23 protein-coding genes and 1 pseudogene are annotated in these 21,567 nt (G+C 53.4%); 12 read left to right on the top strand and 12 right to left on the bottom strand.

Annotated features, from left to right (window positions below; all coding sequences use genetic code 11):
- Positions 1–56: 56 nt before the first annotated feature.
- Positions 57–1,145 carry a Gfo/Idh/MocA family protein gene (locus O2N63_RS17190; RefSeq protein WP_271055538.1) on the bottom strand — a complete coding sequence of 363 codons (1,089 nt, stop codon included), beginning with the start codon at positions 1,143–1,145 and terminating at the stop codon, positions 57–59.
- A gap of 197 nt (positions 1,146–1,342) precedes the next feature.
- Here O2N63_RS17190 and O2N63_RS17185 point away from each other — a divergent pair, with 197 nt between their 5' ends.
- Entirely contained in the window at positions 1,343–1,996 is a 654-nt protein-coding gene (locus O2N63_RS17185) for a GntR family transcriptional regulator (protein ID WP_271055537.1), read from the top strand.
- Positions 1,997–2,152: 156 nt separating this feature from the next.
- Here O2N63_RS17185 and O2N63_RS17180 read toward each other — a convergent pair whose 3' ends face one another.
- A complete protein-coding gene (locus O2N63_RS17180; protein WP_271055536.1) occupies positions 2,153–2,437 on the bottom strand; it encodes a hypothetical protein in 285 nt (94 codons plus the stop codon).
- A 561-nt stretch (positions 2,438–2,998) separates the two neighbouring features.
- Here O2N63_RS17180 and O2N63_RS17175 point away from each other — a divergent pair.
- From O2N63_RS17175 to O2N63_RS17155, 5 genes are all read left to right on the top strand, one after another.
- Positions 2,999–3,208 (top strand): DUF1127 domain-containing protein, encoded by a 210-nt coding sequence (locus tag O2N63_RS17175; protein WP_271055535.1) that lies wholly within the window; start codon positions 2,999–3,001, stop codon positions 3,206–3,208.
- A 93-nt stretch (positions 3,209–3,301) separates the two neighbouring features.
- The gene (locus O2N63_RS17170; RefSeq protein WP_271055534.1) at positions 3,302–4,195 is read left to right on the top strand and encodes an alpha/beta fold hydrolase; all 894 of its coding nucleotides are present in this window, start codon (positions 3,302–3,304) and stop codon (positions 4,193–4,195) included.
- A 118-nt stretch (positions 4,196–4,313) separates the two neighbouring features.
- Positions 4,314–4,880, top strand: a complete 567-nt coding sequence (locus tag O2N63_RS17165; protein WP_271055533.1) for an OsmC family protein — start codon at positions 4,314–4,316, stop codon at positions 4,878–4,880.
- Between the two features lie 34 nt (positions 4,881–4,914).
- On the top strand, positions 4,915–6,156 hold the full coding sequence (locus tag O2N63_RS17160) for an NAD(P)-binding domain-containing protein (RefSeq protein WP_271055532.1): 1,242 nt from the start codon (positions 4,915–4,917) through the stop codon (positions 6,154–6,156).
- Between the two features lie 12 nt (positions 6,157–6,168).
- Positions 6,169–7,338: an NAD(P)/FAD-dependent oxidoreductase gene (locus tag O2N63_RS17155; protein WP_271055531.1), complete on the top strand. Its 1,170-nt coding sequence runs from the start codon at positions 6,169–6,171 to the stop codon at positions 7,336–7,338.
- 67 nt (positions 7,339–7,405) lie between these two features.
- On the opposite strand, the gene O2N63_RS17150 is transcribed toward O2N63_RS17155, so the two are convergent.
- The 8 genes and pseudogenes from O2N63_RS17150 to cysK all read right to left on the bottom strand — a co-directional run.
- On the bottom strand, positions 7,406–8,857 hold the full coding sequence (locus O2N63_RS17150; protein ID WP_271055530.1) for an ATP-binding protein: 1,452 nt from the start codon (positions 8,855–8,857) through the stop codon (positions 7,406–7,408).
- A 27-nt stretch (positions 8,858–8,884) separates the two neighbouring features.
- Positions 8,885–9,916: an adenylate/guanylate cyclase domain-containing protein gene (locus O2N63_RS17145; RefSeq protein ID WP_271055529.1), complete on the bottom strand. Its 1,032-nt coding sequence runs from the start codon at positions 9,914–9,916 to the stop codon at positions 8,885–8,887.
- On the bottom strand, positions 9,906–10,277 hold the full coding sequence (locus tag O2N63_RS17140) for a truncated hemoglobin (RefSeq protein ID WP_271055528.1): 372 nt from the start codon (positions 10,275–10,277) through the stop codon (positions 9,906–9,908). The genes O2N63_RS17145 and O2N63_RS17140 overlap by 11 nt, the downstream gene beginning before the upstream one ends.
- Positions 10,278–10,546: 269 nt before the next feature.
- Positions 10,547–10,687 carry a hypothetical protein gene (locus O2N63_RS17135; RefSeq protein ID WP_271055527.1) on the bottom strand — a complete coding sequence of 47 codons (141 nt, stop codon included), beginning with the start codon at positions 10,685–10,687 and terminating at the stop codon, positions 10,547–10,549.
- Positions 10,688–10,709: 22 nt separating this feature from the next.
- Positions 10,710–10,835, bottom strand: coding sequence for a hypothetical protein (locus O2N63_RS17130; protein WP_271055526.1), 126 nt, complete (start codon positions 10,833–10,835; stop codon positions 10,710–10,712).
- A 230-nt stretch (positions 10,836–11,065) separates the two neighbouring features.
- Positions 11,066–12,481, bottom strand: coding sequence for a pyridoxal phosphate-dependent decarboxylase family protein (locus tag O2N63_RS17125; protein ID WP_271055525.1), 1,416 nt, complete (start codon positions 12,479–12,481; stop codon positions 11,066–11,068).
- Positions 12,478–12,816: a glutaredoxin gene (locus tag O2N63_RS17120; protein ID WP_271055554.1), complete on the bottom strand. Its 339-nt coding sequence runs from the start codon at positions 12,814–12,816 to the stop codon at positions 12,478–12,480. Before O2N63_RS17120 ends, O2N63_RS17125 begins: the two co-directional genes overlap by 4 nt.
- A gap of 111 nt (positions 12,817–12,927) precedes the next feature.
- Positions 12,928–13,953, bottom strand: a pseudogene (cysK, locus tag O2N63_RS17115) (cysteine synthase A); the annotation flags it as partial.
- A 267-nt stretch (positions 13,954–14,220) separates the two neighbouring features.
- Here cysK and O2N63_RS17110 point away from each other — a divergent pair.
- The 6 genes from O2N63_RS17110 (at position 14,221) to O2N63_RS17085 (ending at position 19,862) form a co-directional block, all read left to right on the top strand.
- Positions 14,221–16,461, top strand: a complete 2,241-nt coding sequence (locus O2N63_RS17110; protein ID WP_271055524.1) for a hybrid sensor histidine kinase/response regulator — start codon at positions 14,221–14,223, stop codon at positions 16,459–16,461.
- Complete coding sequence (locus O2N63_RS17105; RefSeq protein ID WP_271055523.1) at positions 16,458–17,168, top strand: response regulator; 711 nt, start codon at positions 16,458–16,460, stop codon at positions 17,166–17,168. The genes O2N63_RS17110 and O2N63_RS17105 overlap by 4 nt, the downstream gene beginning before the upstream one ends.
- A 72-nt stretch (positions 17,169–17,240) precedes the next feature.
- Positions 17,241–17,399: a hypothetical protein gene (locus tag O2N63_RS17100; RefSeq protein ID WP_271055522.1), complete on the top strand. Its 159-nt coding sequence runs from the start codon at positions 17,241–17,243 to the stop codon at positions 17,397–17,399.
- Positions 17,400–17,468: 69 nt separating this feature from the next.
- On the top strand, positions 17,469–17,582 hold the full coding sequence (locus O2N63_RS17095; RefSeq protein WP_408629827.1) for an NAD(P)-dependent oxidoreductase: 114 nt from the start codon (positions 17,469–17,471) through the stop codon (positions 17,580–17,582).
- Positions 17,583–17,774: 192 nt separating this feature from the next.
- Positions 17,775–19,079, top strand: a complete 1,305-nt coding sequence (locus tag O2N63_RS17090; RefSeq protein ID WP_271055521.1) for a sulfite oxidase — start codon at positions 17,775–17,777, stop codon at positions 19,077–19,079.
- Positions 19,080–19,157: 78 nt separating this feature from the next.
- Positions 19,158–19,862, top strand: a complete 705-nt coding sequence (locus O2N63_RS17085; RefSeq protein ID WP_271055520.1) for a c-type cytochrome — start codon at positions 19,158–19,160, stop codon at positions 19,860–19,862.
- Between the two features lie 13 nt (positions 19,863–19,875).
- On the opposite strand, the gene O2N63_RS17080 is transcribed toward O2N63_RS17085, so the two are convergent.
- Positions 19,876–20,634 (bottom strand): anti-sigma factor family protein, encoded by a 759-nt coding sequence (locus O2N63_RS17080; RefSeq protein WP_271055519.1) that lies wholly within the window; start codon positions 20,632–20,634, stop codon positions 19,876–19,878.
- An 11-nt stretch (positions 20,635–20,645) separates the two neighbouring features.
- The gene (locus tag O2N63_RS17075; protein WP_271055518.1) at positions 20,646–21,119 is read right to left on the bottom strand and encodes a sigma-70 family RNA polymerase sigma factor; all 474 of its coding nucleotides are present in this window, start codon (positions 21,117–21,119) and stop codon (positions 20,646–20,648) included.
- Positions 21,120–21,567: the final 448 nt, after the last annotated feature.

The following is a 21,567-nucleotide window of genomic DNA, read 5'->3' as shown; positions in this document are numbered from 1 at the left end:
TTAGTTTTGCCTGATTTTGACATTTTTGCAATATTTTTTGCAAAATATCTGACATTTTACGCAACGCCTTGTTTTTCCTCTGAAAACTCATTGTTTTTCGCCTTGGGAATGGCAACAGACTCTCCGCTGGAGCAGGCTTGCTGAATGGCTTCAATGACTTGAAGGGTCTGCAATCCTTCAAATCCAGAGACAATCGGTGCCTCTTCCCCACGGACAACGCGCGCGAAATGCGTCATCTGATTCACCAGCGGATCCGATGACCCGCGGGTGAGAGAAGTAGCCGATATCGGTGTCCACCAATCCTGCACCCCACCGTGATGGGACCACAGGCGCAGGTCCGGCACCGACAACGACCCACGAGATCCCCCGATCATATAGCAGCTTTCCGGTGTCGGCGGGTAAATCGGGTATTCGCGCGAGGTGAGCTCCCAGCTCCAGGGCGAAACGACACTATCTGATACGGTGATCGTCCCGATGGCCCCATTTTCAAACCGCAAGAGCGCCGCGGCAACATCTTCGTTTTCAAACCCGCGCGCTGAGGGGGTCGCCTGCCCTTGCACCGACACAACCTCTCCGCAAAGATAGCGGATCAGATCAACGTCATGCACCAGATTGACGGAAATTGGCCCGGCCCCCAGTTTTTTGCGCCAAGGTGCCGTGTCAAAATAGTCGTCAGGTTTGTAAAACCAGCAATTCACATGCACTGCACGCACGTCGCCAATCTCGCCGCCGGACACAACCTCATGGGCTTTTCGGATCAGCGGATTATGCCGGCGATGATGCCCCACCAGCAGGGGAACATTTCTTTTCTCAGCAGCCTCAACCAATTTGGCTGCTTCTTTCGCAGAGGTGCCGAGCGGTTTTTCCACCAATACCGGGCAACCTTGTTCCACACATTCCAGCGCCTGATTGACATGCAGTGGTGTTGGAGTCGCCAAGACAACCCCATCTGGCGTGTGGTTCGCAAAAAGCTCTGTTAACGAGCCATAGCAGGGCAGTCCCCGTTCGGATGCAAAATGCTGTGCGTCTTCACCGGGATCGACCACGGCGCAGAGTTCCACGTCTTTCAGCTGATCGATGGCTGCGACGTGACGCTTCCCCACCAGCCCCGCGCCAGCGATTGCGATTTGTATCGTCTGTTTCAACTCTAATCCTCTGGATAGGCATCCAGTGCCGGTATTCGAATGACAGGTCAAAGCTGCCTTAGGAATCACCGTAACGAAAAACTCGGTTATTGGCAATAATATCTGATATTTTGATTTTTGACGGATTTAATGTAGGATTGCCGCACGCATACACTCATGGTAAATACATGGCATACCGAAGAACATCGGACAAAATGATGACAAAACAAACCCCCACAATCGGATCCAGCACCTATCAGCGGATCAAACATGACATCATTTTCGGCCTTCTGGAGCCCGGTTCGAAGCTAAAGCTCGATACGCTCAAAGAACGCTATGCGACCAGCAATTCTACCCTGCGAGAAACACTGAACCGTCTGACCAGCGAAGGCTTTGTGGAAAGCCCTGCCCAGCGTGGGTTCTATGTGACGCCCGTGTCACGGGAAGATTTGTTGGAAGTGGCCGAGCTGCGGGTCCTGCTGGAATGCCATGCTCTGGAATTGTCGATCGCAAATGGCGACACCGATTGGGAAGGCAACCTGGTGGCAGCACACCACAAATTGCATCTGATGGAAGAACGTATGCAATCGGGGGACCAGTCCGACAAGGAAATGTGGAAACGTTATGACTGGGAATTCCATCTGGCGATGATCGAGGCTTGCCAGTCCAAAAACCTCTTGTCGCTCCACTCAATCCTTTATGACAAATACCTGCGGTATCAGAACCTCGTGTTGACCTATCGGGGCGCAGAGGCGGTCGAAGAACATAAAGGCATGTTTGATGCAGCCTTGGCGCGCGATGCCGAAAAGGCGAAAGAGCTGCTGGAGCTGCACATCAGGAATGGTCTGACCCATACGCTCGCCGCAATGTGAAAGCGCGGCATGCGGTGCAGATGATTTCCAAGAGGCTGTTACATCGGCGGGTTCTGGGTGCAATGAAATCGCAATCATAGCGTCACGGATGGGCATCAGCCGAGACGTCCTGCGGCCGCGACCGCTTTATCACCTGAGGTTTCCCGAAACCTTCGCTTAATCCCCCAGCAATGTGGTGTATGTGAAGCGATAAGTGCTTCCGCTGCCCATAAGCTCCAGGTCCGCCATTTCCAGTGGGATCTTTGAGGCGCCCTTCAGGTTTTCCAGCAAATACCAGTCAAACTCCCCCTCCCCCAGCATCTCGATAAGATCAGCCGCAACAGGTTTGCTTGAATTCAGATTCGAGGCCAAAGCGCGTTCGTTGAAAGGGTGAAAGCTGTCCGCGACATTGCCAATGGCTTCGCCCGAGAACGCAACATAACTGAATACGCCGCCAGCCATCCCAGCCAGCCGCTTTCCCTGCGTTCACTGTCTGCTCCAGGCGCGATTACTGGTGGTCACAACGTCCCAAGTAAGCCTTTCAACCATAGGAAGGTTAACTTTCCGGGTCCAGACTGCGCTTCCACGGCTTGTGATGAGAGCCGACCTTTCCAACAAAGCCACCAAGGTCACTTTGGTTAGCCAGATTTTGGCTGCGACGCCTGTGAAGTAGCTATGTGTTGGCGTTTAAAATTACCGGGTGCCCGCGACATCCATACCATCCTGCAGATGCACACCACCCTCGTGCAGCAATCTCAGCATGGTTCGTGTTTCAGGATATTTTCATCTCGGCTGTCTGTATTTCAATTGTTGCAGCCAGATCTTTCGCATCCTCGCCCATTGGCAGGTAAGTAATTGAATATATGTTGTTTTTGACCGCGCAAAACGATCTGCCGGTCGAAATTAAATGAAACACTATACCCGCTCTGCCGACAACAGACTGCAACACGAACAGGGCAAATATTCTCCATCACATTCATTTGGGCCTGCAGGTCCACACTGAAAACAATGGAGGATTTCAAAGTGAGAACTGTTGCAAATCAAATCACCCCCACCAAAACAAGCTTTGGCGGATTTAATCTGAACATCCGCAAGCGCATGGAAATTCGCCGCCAGCGGATCAGACTTGGTGAACTGAGCGACCATATGCTGCGTGACATCGGGATCACCCGTGATCAGGCAATGCGGGAAGCCGACCGCCCCTTCTGGGACCCACCACACCCGCTGCGTTAACTCTGCAAACTTTGTCCCAAGCAGTAACTGCCCAGTTTGATCGAGGCACTCCCGGCCTCGATCAATCCCCTCCCATCATTGAAGGATTTTGCCATGAAACATGCTCTTGAATTCTCAACTCAGATCCCATTCCCCCCTCGTTTTCCTTCTGAAATGGGAGTGTTTGAGCTGGACACCGGGCATCTTGCCGCCGTCTTTCAAGGCGTGGGCGTGCCTATGGTTTTCTTGCACAGTTCAGCCAGTGACGGGCGTCAATGGCGGGATTACGCATCAGATTGGTCGCAGCAGCATCAAGTCGTGCTGCCCGATCTTCCAGGCTGTGGCGGCTCAGACGCGGATACTCTGAACACTTCCTATTCTCTTGAAAGCGAGGCGAACGCCGTCATGGCAATCGCACGCCACCTGAAGCAGCCTTTTCATCTCGTCGGTCACAGCTACGGCGGTGCAGTTGCCCTCAAAGCAGCCACGCAGCTTGGACCTCAACTTGCGAGCCTCACTCTGCTTGAACCAACCTCGTTCCACCTGATGCGAGATGGCAGCCGTTTTGATCGCGAGATGCTGGACCAGATTAAAGCTCTTGCTGCGTCTGTTGAACAGGCCGTGGATGCGAACCAGGACGATCTGGCCATGAAACGCTTTGTCGACTTCTGGTCCGGCCCCGATGCATGGGACAACATTCCGGCGGCGAAGCAATCTGCCCTACTTTCTCGGGTTCGAAAACTCCCGAGCGACTTCAAACGGTTGTTTCATGAAACGCTGCGACCCGATGATATTTCCCGCCTGACGGTCCCGACCCTGATTGTCTGTGGAACCCGTTCACCCGAGCCTGCTCGTGCATTGTCTCGCCTGATCGCAAATTCGATCGGCCACAGCCGCCATCGCACGATTGACAAGGCCGGCCATATGCTGCCGCTCACCCATCGTTCAGAGGTGAATGCCCTTTTGATGGAACACATCGCCTTTAGCCGAATGTCGGCTGCAGCCTGAATTTCTCATCCGTAACGACTGCCTGTCGCTTGCAGGTAATTCGCTCACCGAGCGGGTTTAACCACCCGCTTTCCCTCAACCTCAACCCAACCCCAACCAACCTAAAGGAAATGTAACAATGAATATCCAAACTGAAATACAGACCGTCGATAATGGTGTAAATGTCGAAGCGCTTCTCGGAGCTCGTGAAGCCCTGTCCGAAGCCCCCGCAGCTGCGCAATTCACCTGGCGCTCGTTGTGTGAGTGGCAAAACGGTGCGCACAGCCGCTCAACTGTCGAAGGTTTCTTTGGCCTTGGAGAAGAGCAGTTGCACCGTGAAGCCTTCACCATTGATGCGGACCACCCGGCTCAGTTTGCTGCCGAAGACAACGGCCCGACCCCTGTCGAGATCGTTCTGTCAGGATTGGCGAGCTGTCTGACCGGTGGTGTCGCTGCCATTGCCCAGCACCGTGGAATTCAGCTGCACTCCGTCAAAGCCTATGTCGAAGGCGACATGGATCTTTATGGGATCCTCGGTGTCGATGCGGATGTGCGTAACGGTTTCTCGGCCATTCGGGTTCGTTTTGAAATCGACGCAGATGCTTCGCCCGAAGACATCGCAGCGCTGGTTGCCCAGTCGCAAAAACGTTCGGCCGTTTTCGACATCATCACCAATCCCACCAACGTCGAAGTCACAGTCGCCTGAGCGGCGCACATAAACAAAAAAAGGAGCGAGTGTCATGAAACGTACCACGACCGTCATCATCGGCGCCGGCCAGTCCGGGCTCGCCATGAGCCGCGAGCTTACTCAGCGTGGCGTGGACCATCTGGTTCTCGAACGCGGCAATATTGCAAACAGCTGGCGCACGGAGCGTTGGGATTCCCTGCGCCTGCTGACCCCAAATTGGATGAATGGCCTTCCGGGGGCCGCCTATTCGGGCAAAGACCTGGATGGTTATATGTCAGTCCAGGAGTTGATCCGGAATATCGATTGCTTTGCAGCAAAGATCAGCGCTCCAATCATGAGCGAGACTACGGTGCTCGGCGTGACCCGCAGGGGATCCGGGTATCAGGTCCAGACCGATCAGGGCGCAATCCAATGCGCAAGCGTTGTGCTTGCAACCGGAGCGACCTCAAAGGCCAGCCGCCCCCGGTTTGATGAGCCCCTGCCCGCTGACATCACAGAATTGACCCCGCTGGACTACAAGAGCCCACAGGGCTTGCCCCCCGGCAAGATCCTAGTTGTCGGAGCGTCGGCATCAGGCACTCAAATTGCACGAGAAATTCAAGCCTCTGGACGACAGGTCGTACTTGCCGTCGGAGAGCACCTTCGCGTGCCACGCGACTACCGAGGCGCGGATATCCTCAAGTGGATGGAAATCACTGGTCGCTGGGGCGCAAAGTTTGACGAGGTGGACGACCTCGAGCGTCAAAGGGGCCTGCCGTCACTTCAGTTGACGGGCGCGAGCGGGGACAATCCCCTCGACCTGAATAACCTGCAAGACGGCGGGATTGAACTTGTCGGACGAATGGCGGCCATCCGTGATGGTCGGGCATATTTTTCCGGCTCACTGCCCAACCTTTGCAAGGCGGCGGATTTGAAGTTGAACCGCCTGTTGCAAGGTTTTGACGACTGGGCGCTGGACATGGGGATGGATCAGGCAATTGATCAGCCCTATCGCCTGCTTCCCACCCGCCTGCCAAAAGCCCCACGCCTTTATATCGACCTGAAACAAGAAGGTTTTGGGGCTGTGATCTGGGCCACCGGTTACCGCCCGGATCATAGCTGGCTGAAATTGCCGGTCTTCGATCGCAAAGGACGTGTCCTTCATCACGGGGGGATCATCTCGGATGGTCTCTATGTCATGGGGCTGCCTTTCCTGCGACGCCGCAAATCGACCTTCATCGACGGCGCCGGGGATGATGCCCGCGATCTCGCCTCGCATCTTGAAACACATCTCGGCCAGCGCCTGGCCGCCTAAGGGACAAGTATCATGACCAACACATATTTCTCACTTAAACATTATGACGCCATTATCGTGGGCGCGCGTTGCGCCGGTGCGGCAACTGCGTTGCAATTGGCCCAAATGGGTGCCCGTGTCCTGTTGATCGACCGAGATCTGCCATCCAACGACACTCTTTCGACACATGCCCTTATGCGTCCGGCCATATCCCTCATGCATGACTGGGGCGTTCTCGGCGATGTCATCAATTCTGGTGCCCCAATGATAACGACGACAAACTTCTACTACGGCACTGAGAAAATTCCGGTCTCGATCAAACCAGACGGAGAAATCAAAGGGCTTTACGCACCGCGCCGTGGCATTCTCGACCAGATCCTTGTTGATAAAGCTGTCGAATTTGGCGCCGAATTTCATGTCGGCACGACCTTTGATACCGCCATCATGGACACGAATGGACATGTGCGCGGGGCTGTTCTGAGAACGCCCGATGGCACCATGGAATCCGTTTCCAGCACGGTATTGATCGGCGCGGATGGGCGTCAGTCCTCTGTTGCAACAAATGTGGGCGCCAATCTGCAAGCCGAAGGGCCCGAGCGATGTGCCGTTCTTTACGGGTACTTTGATGGCATCCCAAATGATGGCTATCGCTGGTTCTTTGGCGACCAAAACTTCTCGGGTGCTATTCCCACAAATGACGGGGCCCACTGTGTATTTGCCGCAACCCGCCCGGACGTTTTCAACGCAACTTTTTCAGCTGACCCGATTGGTGGCATGACGGGCGTCATTGCACAAAGTGATCCGGAACTGGCAGAGACACTGCTCTCGAACCCTCAGCGCGGGCGGCTGCGCCGATTTGGCGGTGCCGCTGGGCACATGCGCGAATGCGCAGGCCCCGGATGGGCGCTTGTCGGGGATGCTGGATATTTCAAAGACCCGTCGACCGCACATGGAATTACCGACGCATTTCTGGACGCGCATCGGCTGGCACACGCCCTGGCTTACTCTCCTGCCTACCCGGTATCTTATCAGCAAGAACGAAACGAGATTTCACGGCCTTTGTTCGAAATCACCCGTAAAATTGCTGCTTTGGATCTGAGCCCTGAGCAGTTGAAAGAACAACACATGAAGCTGCACCAGTGCATGAAGCTCGAACAGGCCACGCTTCAGGGCGCAAAGCGAGTTTCTATTGCCGCAGAATAAAAGCGGCCGTGTTTGGGATCAAAGATCTCCAATCCACCACCCCGGTGTAAAAGCACGTTTAAGAAGTTCAGGGATGGGCAAGCGGAACCTCAAGGACAAAGCTTGCCCCATTGCCCAATCCGGCGCTTTCCAACCTGATCTGACCTTTGTGAGCCAACAAAATACGCTGGCAAAATGCGAGCCCTACACCGGTTCCTTTTCCCGCATCCTTGGTTGTGAAAAGCGGGTCGAATATGCGCTTCTTGATTGCCTCGTCGACACCCGGACCATTGTCAGTAATGCGCAAGATAAACATCTTGCGCTTTTGGGTGCAGTTCAGATCTATCTGATTACCCGTTCCGGTTTCCTGAATAGCGTGAATGGCATTTGTGAGCAGGTTGATAAGCACCTGAGTGAGCTGGACTTCATCCGCGAGGATTTCGGGGTAGCTTTGGGAACAGCCATGCTGCAATTGAACCTTTGCCGCTTTCAGGTCCACCGAAACAGCGTCAGCGGCGGCCCGGATAATCCTGGCTGGATCCAAGGGTTGCAAATCCAACCTCTCTTGGCGGGCCAATGAAAGGAACGACCGGATAATTCGAACACAGCGATACGCTGCCTGCGAAATTTTATCAATACGCTGCTCATGAGGAGAGCTTTCAAGCTCCTCCTGCAAAATGTCCGTGTTGCCAACGATAATCGACAAGGGGTTGTTCAATTCATGGGCAATCCCCGCGAGGAGCTCTCCGAGAGCGGACAACTTTTCGGACTGGAAAAGCCGTTCCTTTTGTCGGTCAAGTTCATCTTGAACGGCCAGCTCTGTGGTCAGATCTTCAATACTGGCAACAATGACATCTTCTCCACGATAATCGATCAACCTTGCGGAAATCACTGCCGGGAATGCTTCGCCATCAGGCCGCAAGCAAGTGACACGCAGATTGTCGACTTTTGCGTCGGGCAGAAGAAGCGTGACAAAATCGGCCCGCTCCTCGACCTGCGCAAAATGTGCAAAACTGCTTTTTGCCGTGCCAAGAAGTTCGGTGGCCGCAGGAGAGCGATAGATGACCTGACCATCAGCCACCCGAGACATTGTCAAACTAGCCGGGCATGCTTCGAGCACCTTTCTAAGCAGCAATTCGGCTTCGCGAGCTGCATCATTTCCGGAGGCTTCATCCATTCGTATCGACTGGGTCAAAACAAAACCGCCATCTGATAGCGGCCCAAATCTCAGGACTGCACTTCGCCCCTGTGATGACGGCATCTCGACGATATCGGTGGTCCCCTGTGCCCCATCGAAATTGGCTTCCATCAATTCCAATTGTTGGCTGGTCAACAGAGGCATGGCCCCCCGGTTGACGGCCTCTCGAAGGAAAATGCTCCAGGGCGTGCCTGGCCTGAGAATATCCGACAACGCTGGATACATGGCGCAGAATGTAGAATTCGCCAAAGAAAGATTTGCCTCTGCATCAAAAACCGCGACTCCTTGTTCCAGAAACTCCACAATGTCATTCAGTGCGGAACCATCGGCAACCTGGGACAAGCTGTTTTCTGATGAGGTCATAAGATCCTAGCCTGCCGTTTGCCCCGCAACCGGCATTTCCATGATCGCACCCAGACTTTCAGACTCTGTAAATGGCCGGTGTTGGAATTTGCCGCTTACCAACTTGGCAAAGTCACCGTCAGAGGCAATCGACATTGCGTCTGCGCTCGCTCGATATGCCAATGCATTTGATACGGCGGGGCCAAAGACATCGTAGATATAGTTCTGACTCCCGACGACCGATCCGATCACCGATCCTGTTGCCACACCAATCCTTGCGGCCCATTGGATCGGGTGGGACTCGTTGCGCTGCGCCAAATATCGCAAGAAACGAACGCCTGAATTGGCAATGGAAATGGCATGATCCTGATTTGGATCGGGAACACCGGAGACCGCAACGTAGCTGTCGCCATTGGTGCGTATTCTTTGGCATCCAAACTGTGCCCCGATCCGATCAAAGGCACTGTATACGTCGTTCAGTTCACTTACGATCACGCCGGGTTCATGTCTGGACAGCTGTTCATCGAAGCCGACGAAATCAAGCGCCAAAACCGAGACAGGTTCAAACACCCTCGGCGAAACAACACCAAAAGTCTTATATTCTTCATAGGCGGCGCGCGGCATCATGTTGAGCAGCAGTTTTTCGACCTGCTCTTTCTCGCGTTTGATCTCATGAGTATTGCGCTCGACCATCATCGAATAGGAATCAATCATCGATTCCAATTCCTTGATGCGGGTAATGTTCTGACAGACCAGAACGGCAATCTTCTGCCCGTCATCAGAAGTCCTGTTAAATTCCATAGCGACGGTCATTTTGCGTCGACGCAGCTTGAATGACGTTTCCGTCGCAAATCGCCCACCAACATCCATTTCGGCGAGCAGCATTTGGCCATCGAGTTCAGGAAACAGATCCGTCAATTTGACATCAGGATCATTGTCTCCGAACCACTCGACAAAGGTGTCGTTCCTGAATTGAAGGGACAGGGCCTCCAGATCAATCAGGGCGACACCAACACCGATGGCGCGTAACAGTTGTTCATTGATGGCTTCAATTGACATTTGGCTTCTCAACCAGAATGGCCCGACGTTGTTCAAATCCGTCAAGGATCGTTTCAATGTCTTCGCTTTCCACATCAAAATCCGAGAGCGTTTGCGCCATGATCTCTTTCAAACGGTCAAGGTGACGGTCTTCAATGGTCATATTGCGATGAACCCTTTCGATATGCGTATCAGAAAAGGACGCAGGACCACCCATCAGCGATGTGACAAACTTGTTCTGATGGTCAATCAGCCTCGACAGATCCACATCGTCGAAAAACGGACCAACGAGTTCGTCATCAATCATCCGATCATAAAAGGTCAGGACGATCTTGCTGATTGCAGAAAATCCCCCATACTTTTCAAATAGTGTTTTCTCCATGAAGTCCCCCAATGTACTTTGGTACAAGTCACAGGTAGATAAGACAAAAAAACAGGTAATATTTCACGAGTTAAGCAGGATTGCACATCTGGGTCAACGTCGCGGCGGGTGGCGTTCAGGTGGGCTCATGAGCTTACTAAATGTGAAGTTCGACCACCGTATCGTTACTCCCCGGAGGATTGCGCATCACACCAGATTGCTCTCGATAACGATATTTGAGCCATCGATGCCTGCCGGCGGATACGAAAGAACCGGGGGCAGGCCAGCACTCAGATCATCGCAGCGTCAAAGCCGATGCGTTCGAAATACGACTTCTGTTTTTCCGGTGCAGAGGGTCTGCGCGTTTTGCGCTTTTGCATGTATTCGATCTGGGCGGCTGCGGTTTCATTACTTTTCTTAAAGCGGGCCATTGTTCTTCTCCATTTCGTTTGATTACAGGATCCAACCATCACGTTTGCTCGGTACAACACTCGGGATACGAGCCATACGCGACACGATAGATTTTGATTTGTTACGGGTGGCTTTGAGTTTGCGGTTTTTCTGAGCAACGTGTTCCATGTTCATTTCCTGTCTTGGTTTCGATCCGGCCGGATGGCCGCTGGGTGGGTATAAAGATGTTTTACGCAATCCCTGTTTCAGGCTTTGGTCGAGATAAACAGTTCAGTGTTTCATGTGTTTCAGGCACATAGACATTCAGTTTCACCGCCCCCTCAAAACCAAAAACCCCGCGAGAGAGATCCCGCGAGGTGTCTGTTTCGATATGTCCGCTTAAGGCGAAGATTGCTCAGCTAGGTCCGAAGCTGGCGCCAGCACTCATTGATTTTAGCGGCCAGGGTCTGAATATGATCTGGTCCGGTTTGTGCATTGATGATCGACACCCTGAGCACCGTCCGACCTTTCCAGACCGCAGTTCGGAGGAAATGTTTGCCATCAGCATTCAGCGCAGCCTCCATTTTCAATGTCATCCGGTTCGTGTCTTCAACACCCATTCCCCGGTCAAACGACATCACCAGTTGATTGAGAACCACATCATTATGGATAACCACGCCGGGCACGCGTTCGAGCTTGTAGGCAAGTAGGCTGGCGCAGTCACAATGGTTGCGCACCATGTCACTGACACCTTTCCGGCCAAGTGCCTTGAACGTCGCCCAAATGGAAAATCCACGGGCGCGACGGGACAGCTCGGGATTGTAATGTGTCGCTGTGCGCCCGTCATCAGGTGTTGCAGTCAGATAGCTCGCAGAGATATCCATTGCACGACGATGGGCTTCCTTGTTTTTCACGATTGCAAAGCCGGAATCAAATGGGATTTGCAGCCATTTGTGACCATCAGTCGACCAGCTGTCAGCGCGCTCGATACCATGGGTCAAAGAGCGGGTTACCAGACTGGCACGTGCCCAAAGTCCGAAAGCGGCGTCAACGTGCAACCAGGCATCATGTTCCTCGGCCAGTTCAGCCAGAGCATCAAAGTTGTCGAAGGCACCTGAATTGATATGCCCAGCGGTTGCGATCATGATCTTTGGGCCGCGGATCTTATTCATCCGAAAGGCAAGATCTGAAACAACAATTCGCCCCTGATCGTCGGCTGGGATGCGTTCGATATTACGACTTCCAAATCCCAGATACCGCAGCGCGGCCATGTTGGAGACATGGGTGTCCTCTGACACGAATACGGTGATCGGCGGGGCAGATTGCAAACCGTCTTTCGAGATGTCATGCCCGGCCCGCCGCAGCACTTCGTCACGCGCCGCCGCAAGGCCAATGAAACCAGCCATGGTTGCCCCTGTGGTTACGCCTACTGATGCGTCGCGCGGCAGATCAAGCACATCGAGAAGCCAGCCGCAGGCAACCTCTTCCGCGGTGGATGCGGCCGGCGCACATTGGTAGATCCCGGCATTTTGCCCCCAGATCGACGCCAGCCAATCCGCTGCGACACCGGTCTTGTGAGACCCGCCCATGACCCAGGAGTAGAACCCCGGCTGTGTCGTGCCGACAAGCCCCGGTTCCGCTGCCCTGATCAGATCAGAGATCACTTTCTCTCCTGACTGTCCGGTCTCAGGAAGGTCCCCTCCGAACGCGTCACGCAGTTCAGCCAGCGTCGCCGTCGGGTGTAGATTTGTTTTGTTGTCACGATACGTTCCCGCATAAGCCGCAGCCATATCCAAGGGGTTGGTCGTGGTTGGAAAGTCATAGGCGTGTTTCATCTTGGATGGATCCATTTTGGCAGGAAGGAATAAGCGTTGGCATTGATTGCGGTGACTTCGGGCAAACCAGAGCTTTTCAAGCGGTCCTGCAAGCTGCCGTCATTGAACGCGTCGAACGTTTCGGTCGCGCCCCCGACATGTTCGCCATTCACGAAGATCTGAGGAATTGTCGGCACTCCGGTCATCGTGCGAAGAGCGGCACGCAACTCAGTGCCCTGACCATTCCTTTGATACGCGACGCTATCAAGGGCGACGTCCTCATAATCGATCCCAGCAGCAGCAAAGAAATTGCGCACGGACCAACTGAACTCGCACCATTCGAGCGAAAAGAGCACCACCGGATGATCCGCGATGATCCGCTTTGCGGCATCAACTGCATCGGGTCGCACCGCATGGCTGGCATCAGCCGCGGCCACAGGAACAGGAATATCAAACCTGGCTTTTTTCGTAGACTTGGACAGCGCCTGTTCTTCGGCGGTCATATCCTCGGAAATATCTTCAAACAGGGGTGTCGACATGTAACGTTCACCCGTATCGGGCAACATCGCCAGAATTTTTGATCCTTTTGGAGCTGTCTTTGCGACTTCCAGCGCGGCTGCAAATGTTGCGCCACCGGTGATCCCGCAAAAAATACCTTCCTGCCGAGCAAGTGCTTTTGCCCACGAAATCGCATCTGCCCCTGCCACAGGCTGAACCTGATCTATGAGCTTCCCTTCGATGGCCTGGTTGGCCAGATCAGAGATAAAATCAGGTGACCAGCCTTGCATCGGGTGCGGGCGAAACTCCGGGTGACTTTCAGCAGCACTACCGTCAGCCTTAAACGCTTGTACCTTGCCGCTTCCAAGCAATGGGGCATTGTCCGGCTCGGCGGCGATGACTTTGGTTTTCGGGCTAAGTGACTTCAATACGCGTGACACTCCGGTCAATGTTCCGCCTGTCCCAAAGCCCGTCACCCAGTAATCAAGCCCGTCAGCGCCAAATGTATGCAGTATCTCTCGCGCAGTTGTCTTGCTGTGCGTCTCGGCGTTGGCTGGGTTTTCAAATTGGCGGGACATGAACCAACCATGGGTCTCGGCCAGCTCTCGTGCCTTTGCCACCATGCCGCTGCCTTTTTCGGCCGCAGGTGTCAGCACAACTTTGGCGCCAAGAAACCGCATCAGCTTTCGCCGTTCGACACTGAAACTTTCAGCCATCGTAACCACCAGAGGATAGCCTTTCTGCGCGCAGACCATAGCCAGCCCAATGCCGGTGTTTCCGCTGGTGGCTTCGACAATCGTTTGACCTGGCTTGAGCGAGCCATCGCGTTCGGCGGCTTCTATTACACCAAGAGCCAGGCGGTCCTTTACCGACCCCATCGGGTTAAATGCTTCGAGCTTTACAAAAATTTCCACACCCTCAGGCGCCAATTTATTGATTTTGACGACAGGCGTGTTTCCAATGGTGTCCAATATAGAGTTACAAACGTGCTTCATCTCTTTTGTCCTTTAAGCCCAAATGGGCAGCTATGGGATTGATGAAGCTTTTCTGACTGTTCCAAGTTGCAGTTTGTTGTCGTGACAGAGGTTAGTATGTTTCAGTTAGGAAACCGCCTGGTCAATTCACCCCAACAATCAAAATATGACACTTTCAATGACTTAGGGCACAAACCCCTGATCAAACCCTTTGAAGCTAGAAACAATTGAAACAATTCTGCCTTCAACTGAAAAGCAGTTGAAACTTTCCACCGCTACAAATTACTCATGACGAGTAAACAGCCACATTCATCGACACGAGACCTTGCAGCAGCAGATCTGCTTTATGATGCCATCGAAGCGCTTGCCGAAGGGATCGCTGTATTCGACATTGATCGCAAGCTCGTCACGCACAACCAGAAATTCGCTAAACTATTTCCCCTTGTCGAAGATCTGATCGCACCAGGGGTGGTATGGCGTGACCTGCTGATCGCCGGAGCAAAGCGCGGTCAGTTTGCCGATGCCCTGCCAAATCCTGAACTATGGATCGACAATCGCTTGAATGATGAATTTCCGTTGAACCAGACAATCGAAACTGAACTGGCGAATGGGGTGATCTGCCAGGCTCAGTTCAGTGCGACCAGCCTTGGGGGATTTGTGGTTGTCTGCTCTGATGTAACGCAGCGCAGAAAAACCGAGGCCGCGGTACGAGAGCAGGAAAATATCCTGCGAACAGTTCTGGAAACCAGCCCCTTGGCCGTTGTCATGGCGCGGCTTGTTGACGGTAAAATATTATACCGATCCCCGGAAGCAGTGAGCTTTTTCGGAAACACCCAAAATGCGCTTCAGCACTACGTAGATCCCAATGATCGCAACCAATACATTGATGCTTTGGTTCGAAACGGAAGGGTCGACGACTACCACATCACATTGGTTAACGCTCAGGGCATATCATGCGCGTCTACCTCATGGGGGCGGCTGGTCAGTTTTGAGGGCGATGAATACGTGGTGACGGCAATCATGGATCTGAGCGAGCGGCAAGAACGCGAAGCAATGATCCGCCGCGTGCTTGAGGCTTGCCCAACCCCCATCCAAATGACCCGAGCCGCATCCGGAGAGGTCATGTTCAGCAGCCCCGAAACAATCACCCTCTTTGGTCCTTCAGACACTGCCAAGAGATTTTACGCCAGGCCGGGCACGCGCAAAAGATATCTTGAGCAACTCAGGCGTGACGGGTTCGTAAATGAGTTCAAAGCAGAATATCTGAACGCAAAGAACGAAATGTTCTGGGGGGCGGTTTCCGCTCGGCTGATCGATTATAATGGTGAGCAGGTCATCGTATCTCATACCCGAGATCTGACCGATCAAATCCAGATCGAGGAAGAGCTCTCGCGTCAGCAAGAGCAGCTGTACCAGAACGAAAAACTGTTGGCGATGGGTGAACTTTTGGCGGGTGTGGCCCATGAGCTGAATAATCCGCTGTCGGTGGTTGTTGGCCATTCCCTGATGCTTCGCGAAGATTGTGCGGACCCAGAAACATTGCGGCAGGTTGAGAAGATCAGCAATGCCGCCGAACGTTGTGCTAGAATCGTGAAAACTTTTCTGACTATGGCCCGCCAGAAGCCTGCCAAAATGCAGGATCTCGACATAAACGAGGTTCTGCAAACTGCCGTTGATGTCGCTAAATATGGTGACATAGAAGACGGGATTTCGGTGAGCTACCAGCTGGCTCAAGACCTTCCGATGATCAGTGCCGACCCGGATCAGATCACTCAGGTCTTCATCAACATGATCCTCAATGCTGAACAGGCCATGCGGGAAAGCGGAAAAGGGCAACAGATTACAGTAAAAACCCAAAAGGCACCGGACCAGTCAGGTGTCATGATTACCGTCGAAGACGACGGACCGGGAATTCCCGAAAAATCTCGCGGTCGGGTATTCGAACCTTTCTTCACCACCAGAGAGGTGGGACAAGGCACGGGCATGGGCCTCGCGATTTGTCACCGCATCATCCAATCTCATAATGGTCAGATTTCAATTGAAACAGGCGCAAACGGTGGTTCATTGTTCCAAATCCTCCTCCCTCTCAACTCCCCCAATGCACAAACACCCGCCGATATTCCGAAAGGGGAAACCACTGCACCTGATATCCGGATCCTGATCGTGGACGACGAAGAAGATGTTGCGGAACTTAACGCCGAGATACTGTCTCGTAGCGGATATCAAGTGGATGTGTTCACCCATGCCGATGACGCATTGGAGAGCCTGCGAACCCACAACTACGGCTTGATCCTGAGTGATCTGAACATGCCAGACGTCGATGGCCGCGGCTTTTTTGATGCCATCACGCAGGAATTTCCTGCAATGATCGATAAGACAGGCTTTATCACTGGTGATACAATGGGGCATTCTTCGCAGAGCTTTCTCGCCATCGCAAACCGCCCTTATGTGGAAAAACCCTTATCACCCAAAGAGCTGCGTACATTTGTAACTGACATACTGGCCAAAGCAGAACAGGTGAACCGATGACCACAGCAACGACAATCCTTGTTTGCGATGACGAACGAGACATACGCGAAATGCTTCAGGAGTATTTGTCCAAACGTGGTTTCGACGTGGTTCCAGCCGGCAACAGTGACGAGCTTCACGCAGCGCTGGATAAGACCAATGTGGATCTAATACTGCTGGATATTAACTTGCCGGGTGATGACGGCCTGACAATTTTGCGATCCCTCAGAGTCGACAATCAGGTCCCCGTTGTCATGCTGACCGCCGCAGGAGAGGTGATCGACAAGATTGTTGGGCTGGAGATGGGGGCAGATGATTACCTTGCCAAACCGGTTGATTTGCGAGAGCTGGAAGCCCGCATAAAAGCGGTCTTGCGCCGGGAAAGCAAACCTGTAAGTCAGGACACACCGGAAGACATGCCAGATACGGCCCGTTTTGGTGCCTACACCTTAAACTTGAACGCTGCCAAATTACAGACTGAAGATGGGGACGAAATTCCGCTCACGGCAATGGAATTCAATCTTCTGAGCCTTTTCGCCAGGAACCGAGGGCGGGTTCTGAACCGCGATCAGATTCTCGAACAGGCTCATGACAGATCATGGGACCCCTTTGATCGAAGCATCGACATTCGAATTTCTCGACTGCGCCGCAAAATCGAACCTAATCCACAAAAGCCACAGATCATCAGAACCGTCCGCGGTATTGGCTATGTCTATGATCCCGACTGAGGCATCATTGAAGAACGTTTTTCTTTTGCAGTTATCTCAGACAATTCCCAACTCGCCTCACCGATTTGCAACATGTTCGAATTTGATTGGATGGATTTCGTCATCAAGCGCAACATAGGCATTCTCATCATCCGCACTTTTTCTGGCCATCATCTTCTGGACAATCCTGTCCATATCTACTGCAAGACCTTGGGGTCTCTTCGTGCGGCCAACTCTAAAGAAGCGGTTTAGATGGCCTGACGAAAGTCACAGATTTGGATCACCTCATACACTGACAGCGTAGAGACAAGCGCGCGCATAATGTGCGTCGTTTCGCTTGGCAAGATCGGACAAGCCATTGCGATACGCGCCCAGATCTTTGGAGTCAGTGTCTTTGCCTATGATCCGTTCCTGCCCTCCGAAGCCGCTGCCTAGGCGAGGCGGGACGCTATGTCGGTGCCCTGCCCGCCTCAAACTGGCTTCTGCTGACACCGCCGTTCCAAGTCTTCATGAAAGCGATTGCTGTGGTCATGCTTGATGGTCAAAGGCCCAGAGATCTGGCATTTCCGGAATAAAACGGATGCCTTCCACGTTGTTACTTAAAGTAACCAAAAAAGGGAGGTAACCATGTCTAAGGACGAAATCCACAATAAGGATGCGCCGGATATTCATGAATATTTCGCTCGCGACCCCGAAAAGGCCGACCGACGGTTTTTCGGCCGCGTGAGCCATTCCAACCGCCGCGGTTTTTTGAAAGGGGCGGGTCTGGCAACAATGTCGGCCATGGTGGGTGCGACCATACCATTTCACAAGAACATGCCCGCTGGGTTGATCCCCGCTGCATTTGCTAGCGAAGACGTACTAGCCGGCAAAGATGGATTGACGTTGTTGAACGACAGGCCCGTCAACGCGGAAACACCACCCCATCTTCTGGATGACGCCATTACGCCTACGGTGCGGCACTTCATTCGGAATAACGGGATACCTCCGGCAGACATGATGATGGACAGCTGGACTTTGAATGTGGATGGGTTGGTCGACAACCCGATGACCTATTCCATCGCGGATCTGAAATCCAAGTTCGAAGTGGTCACCCGCGCATTGACAATCGAATGTGGTGGCAATGGGCGCGCCTTCTTCAACCCGCCCGCCAAAGGCAACCAATGGACCTATGGTGCCGTTGCCTGTTCCGAATGGACCGGTGTGCGGTTGAAAGATGTTCTGGAAGCAGGTGGCGTGCAATCGAGCGCTGTCTACACCGCGCATGTCGGCGCAGATAGCCACCTTTCTGGTGAAGAGGGCAAACTGTCACTGTCTCGCGGGTTACCAATTGCCAAGGCATTGACCGACAATATCCTGATCGCCTTTGCCCAAAACGGTGAGGATCTGCACCCGATGAACGGCGCGCCGCTGCGCTTGGTTGTACCTGGCTGGCCGGGATCTTGTTCACAGAAATGGCTGGAGAGGATCTATCTGCGCGACATCGTGCATGACGGACCAAAGATGACTGGCACTGCCTATCGGCGTCCGAACCGTCCGGTGGAACCCGGCGAAAAAGTCGAAACAGAGGATTTCGTCATTATCGAACGGATGCCTGTGAAGTCGCTGATTACCAACCCGGCGAATGGGTCAGAAGGTGGCCGGTCAATGGAGGTTCGCGGACACGCATGGTCGGGTGATCGCACCATTGCGTCGGTCGATATTTCCTATGACTTCGGCGCAAGCTGGATGCCCGCTGAACTGGATGCACCTGTGAATCACGGCGCGTGGCAAAATTTCCGTGCATCTGTCGAACTGCCAGCCGCAGGATATTACGAAATCTGGGCGCGTGCGACCGACAGTGAGGGCGAGATGCAACCTCATGCGATCGATTGGAACCCGAAGGGGTATCTGAACAACACCATGCACCGCGTCGCGGTGCGTGTTTCATAAAGCCACCACAGGCAGATCGGCGCACCGACAGTGGCGCGTCGATCATCTCTAGATCGGAAATCCAAATCGAGAGTGCTCATGATCAAGCAAATATCGGGCGGCCTGGCCGTTATCCATTTTCTTCTGCCTGCCCTGGCAGTTGCAGACACTGAGATCGACGCCCGTCTGGCGTCAGCGTCAGCAGACAAGGGAGAAAGCATATTTCGGAAATGCAAAGCCTGCCACACGGTGGAACAGGATGGGAAAAAGAGAACCGGGCCAAACCTTTGGGCAATCGTGGGCCGCGAGGTGGCATCGTTTGAAGGGTTCAAATACTCCGATGCACTCAAAGCCCATGGCGGCGTCTGGTCACCGGAAAGGCTTGACGCTTTTCTGAAAAAGCCAAAGGCCGAGGTGAAGGGCACCAAAATGGCATTTGTCGGCCTGCCCAAGGAGAATGATCGCGCGGATTTAATCGCATATCTTAATCAAAACAGCCCTACCCCCATTGCGTTCGGTGATACCGATGAAACGGTGGCCGGAGAAGCCGAAGACGCAGCGCCGGATATAGGCATCCTGTTTCTGGCCGAGGGAGGAGAAGAGACTTTTGATTACTGCACAGCCTGCCATTCTGAACGAATTGTCGCCCAGCAGGGGCAGACACGTGACGGGTGGGAAGAGCTGTTGGAGTGGATGGTCGATGAACAAGGGATGAGCCCAATCGAAGAGCCCGACCTTTCTCTTGTTCTTGATTATCTGGCAACCAACTACGGGCTTGATCGTCCGAACTTCCCGAACCAATGACGACGACCTGACATCAAGCGCAGGGTTTCGCCTGATCGGTTGTCTCACGCATCGCCATGCGAAGTCTGTCTCGCCCCGTCAGCCGGAAGCTTTCAGCCTTGGCAAATGCCGCGATTGCCTGGAACCTGTTTGTGTCCATGCCGCTCGCCAATAGGAAAAAGTGCAGCCCTTCAACCGACCATGTTTCCGCCAGACCCTTTATTTCCCCCGACTGTGGCAGGGGATCCTTTGCAGAAGCTTCCATAGCAACCACCGTGACACGGCACCCATTACGCCCCCGATAATGCATCGCCACTGTTTCCCGCCTCGCTTGGCGAGAAATTTGCACATCAACAAGCGTCAGGCGCGACGACGACAGATCAAACGCAGAAATTGTATTTGAGCTCGCAGTAGAGATGACGGGCAGGTTTATCTCTTCCGGCAGGACGTAACTATTGGCAGAGAACTTCGCATGAAGTTCCGATGGCGCATTTCTCCAGTCCTGAGACATAAACTGGGACACAAAAATCGCACCAGCCACAAATGCTGCAGCAAGTGTCAACGGCAATGCCAACCGCGGGGTTCGGGGAGGCCGCCCATGCGCATGATCGGATGTCACAGGCGGACGCAAAAGCGCCAGATCCGACTTGGTCTCACGGATCTCTTCCAGCGCGGCGACAAGCTGGGGTTCCCCGCGCAACCGCTCAGCCACCTGGGCTTCAACTTCAGGCGTCAGCTCTCCATCCGCATAAGCGTTGAGCAATTTCCAGTCATGATCGAGCACTGTCGTCATTGCCCTCGTCGTTACCTTTTTTTCCTGATCGGATGAACATTCAAGTCGTCCATTCTTTCTCTCATTGCACGTCGCGCTCGACTGACGCGGCTCATTATGGTCCCAATTGGCACATCAATAACTTCCGCAGCTTGCGCATAGGTTAATCCCAGAATGTCGATCAAGCACAGGATCTCACGATCCCGAGAACCCAGTGCGTAATAGGCTTGGCGCACGATTAACGCTTGCACCGTGTTAGAGGTCTGATTGATCACGTTTTCAGATAAACGTCCTTCGGTTCTGGAATATTCCCGGCGAACCCGTTCTTTTCGCTTACGGTCGATGAAAACATTCTTTGCAACCCTGAAAAGCCACGGGCGTAACTCGGAAAGATTTTTGGGAATTGATCGTGCCTCAAGCGCGCGGAGGATGGCATCCTGAGCAATACCCTCTGCCTCCACCCGATTATGGGTCAAGCTGGTCGTGTAGGCTGTAAGTTCAGGCATAAGCCTAACGAGTTTCCGACTTTCACGCATTGGTCCATCCCACCACCCTACAGTTCATAGCACAATGTCAGTTAAAAATCAGGGATCTGCTCTGAAGCGGTAATTTGCGTCTCACGGGAGCAGACGCTTAGTGCGAAGTAAAACCAATACGTTAGGCACGCACGCTCGTCTGCTCCCCAAAAACCGAAGTATCTCATGTATCAATCCAATGCAGCCGCGAAAGCTGCAAGGAAATGGCGAATGCCCTCGACCCTGTTGGGTCACAACGGGTTTTCGGCTTAGAGATCTGGACATGGCGAGGCGCTAGTTTAGCGCCCTGCCCGTCTCAAGCTGATTTTCTGACAGGGCTATCTGACAGTGCCAATCCCACGATACGGTGGCAAAACTATCAAAACGGTTGGTGCATTCTGTCAAATTACCGCGTCGAAGAGAGCTCTTAGATTCCCCT

Source organism: Aliiroseovarius salicola (assembly GCF_027891095.1).
GTDB lineage: Bacteria > Pseudomonadota > Alphaproteobacteria > Rhodobacterales > Rhodobacteraceae > Aliiroseovarius > Aliiroseovarius salicola.
This window is presented reverse-complemented; position numbering and strand designations above follow the sequence as displayed.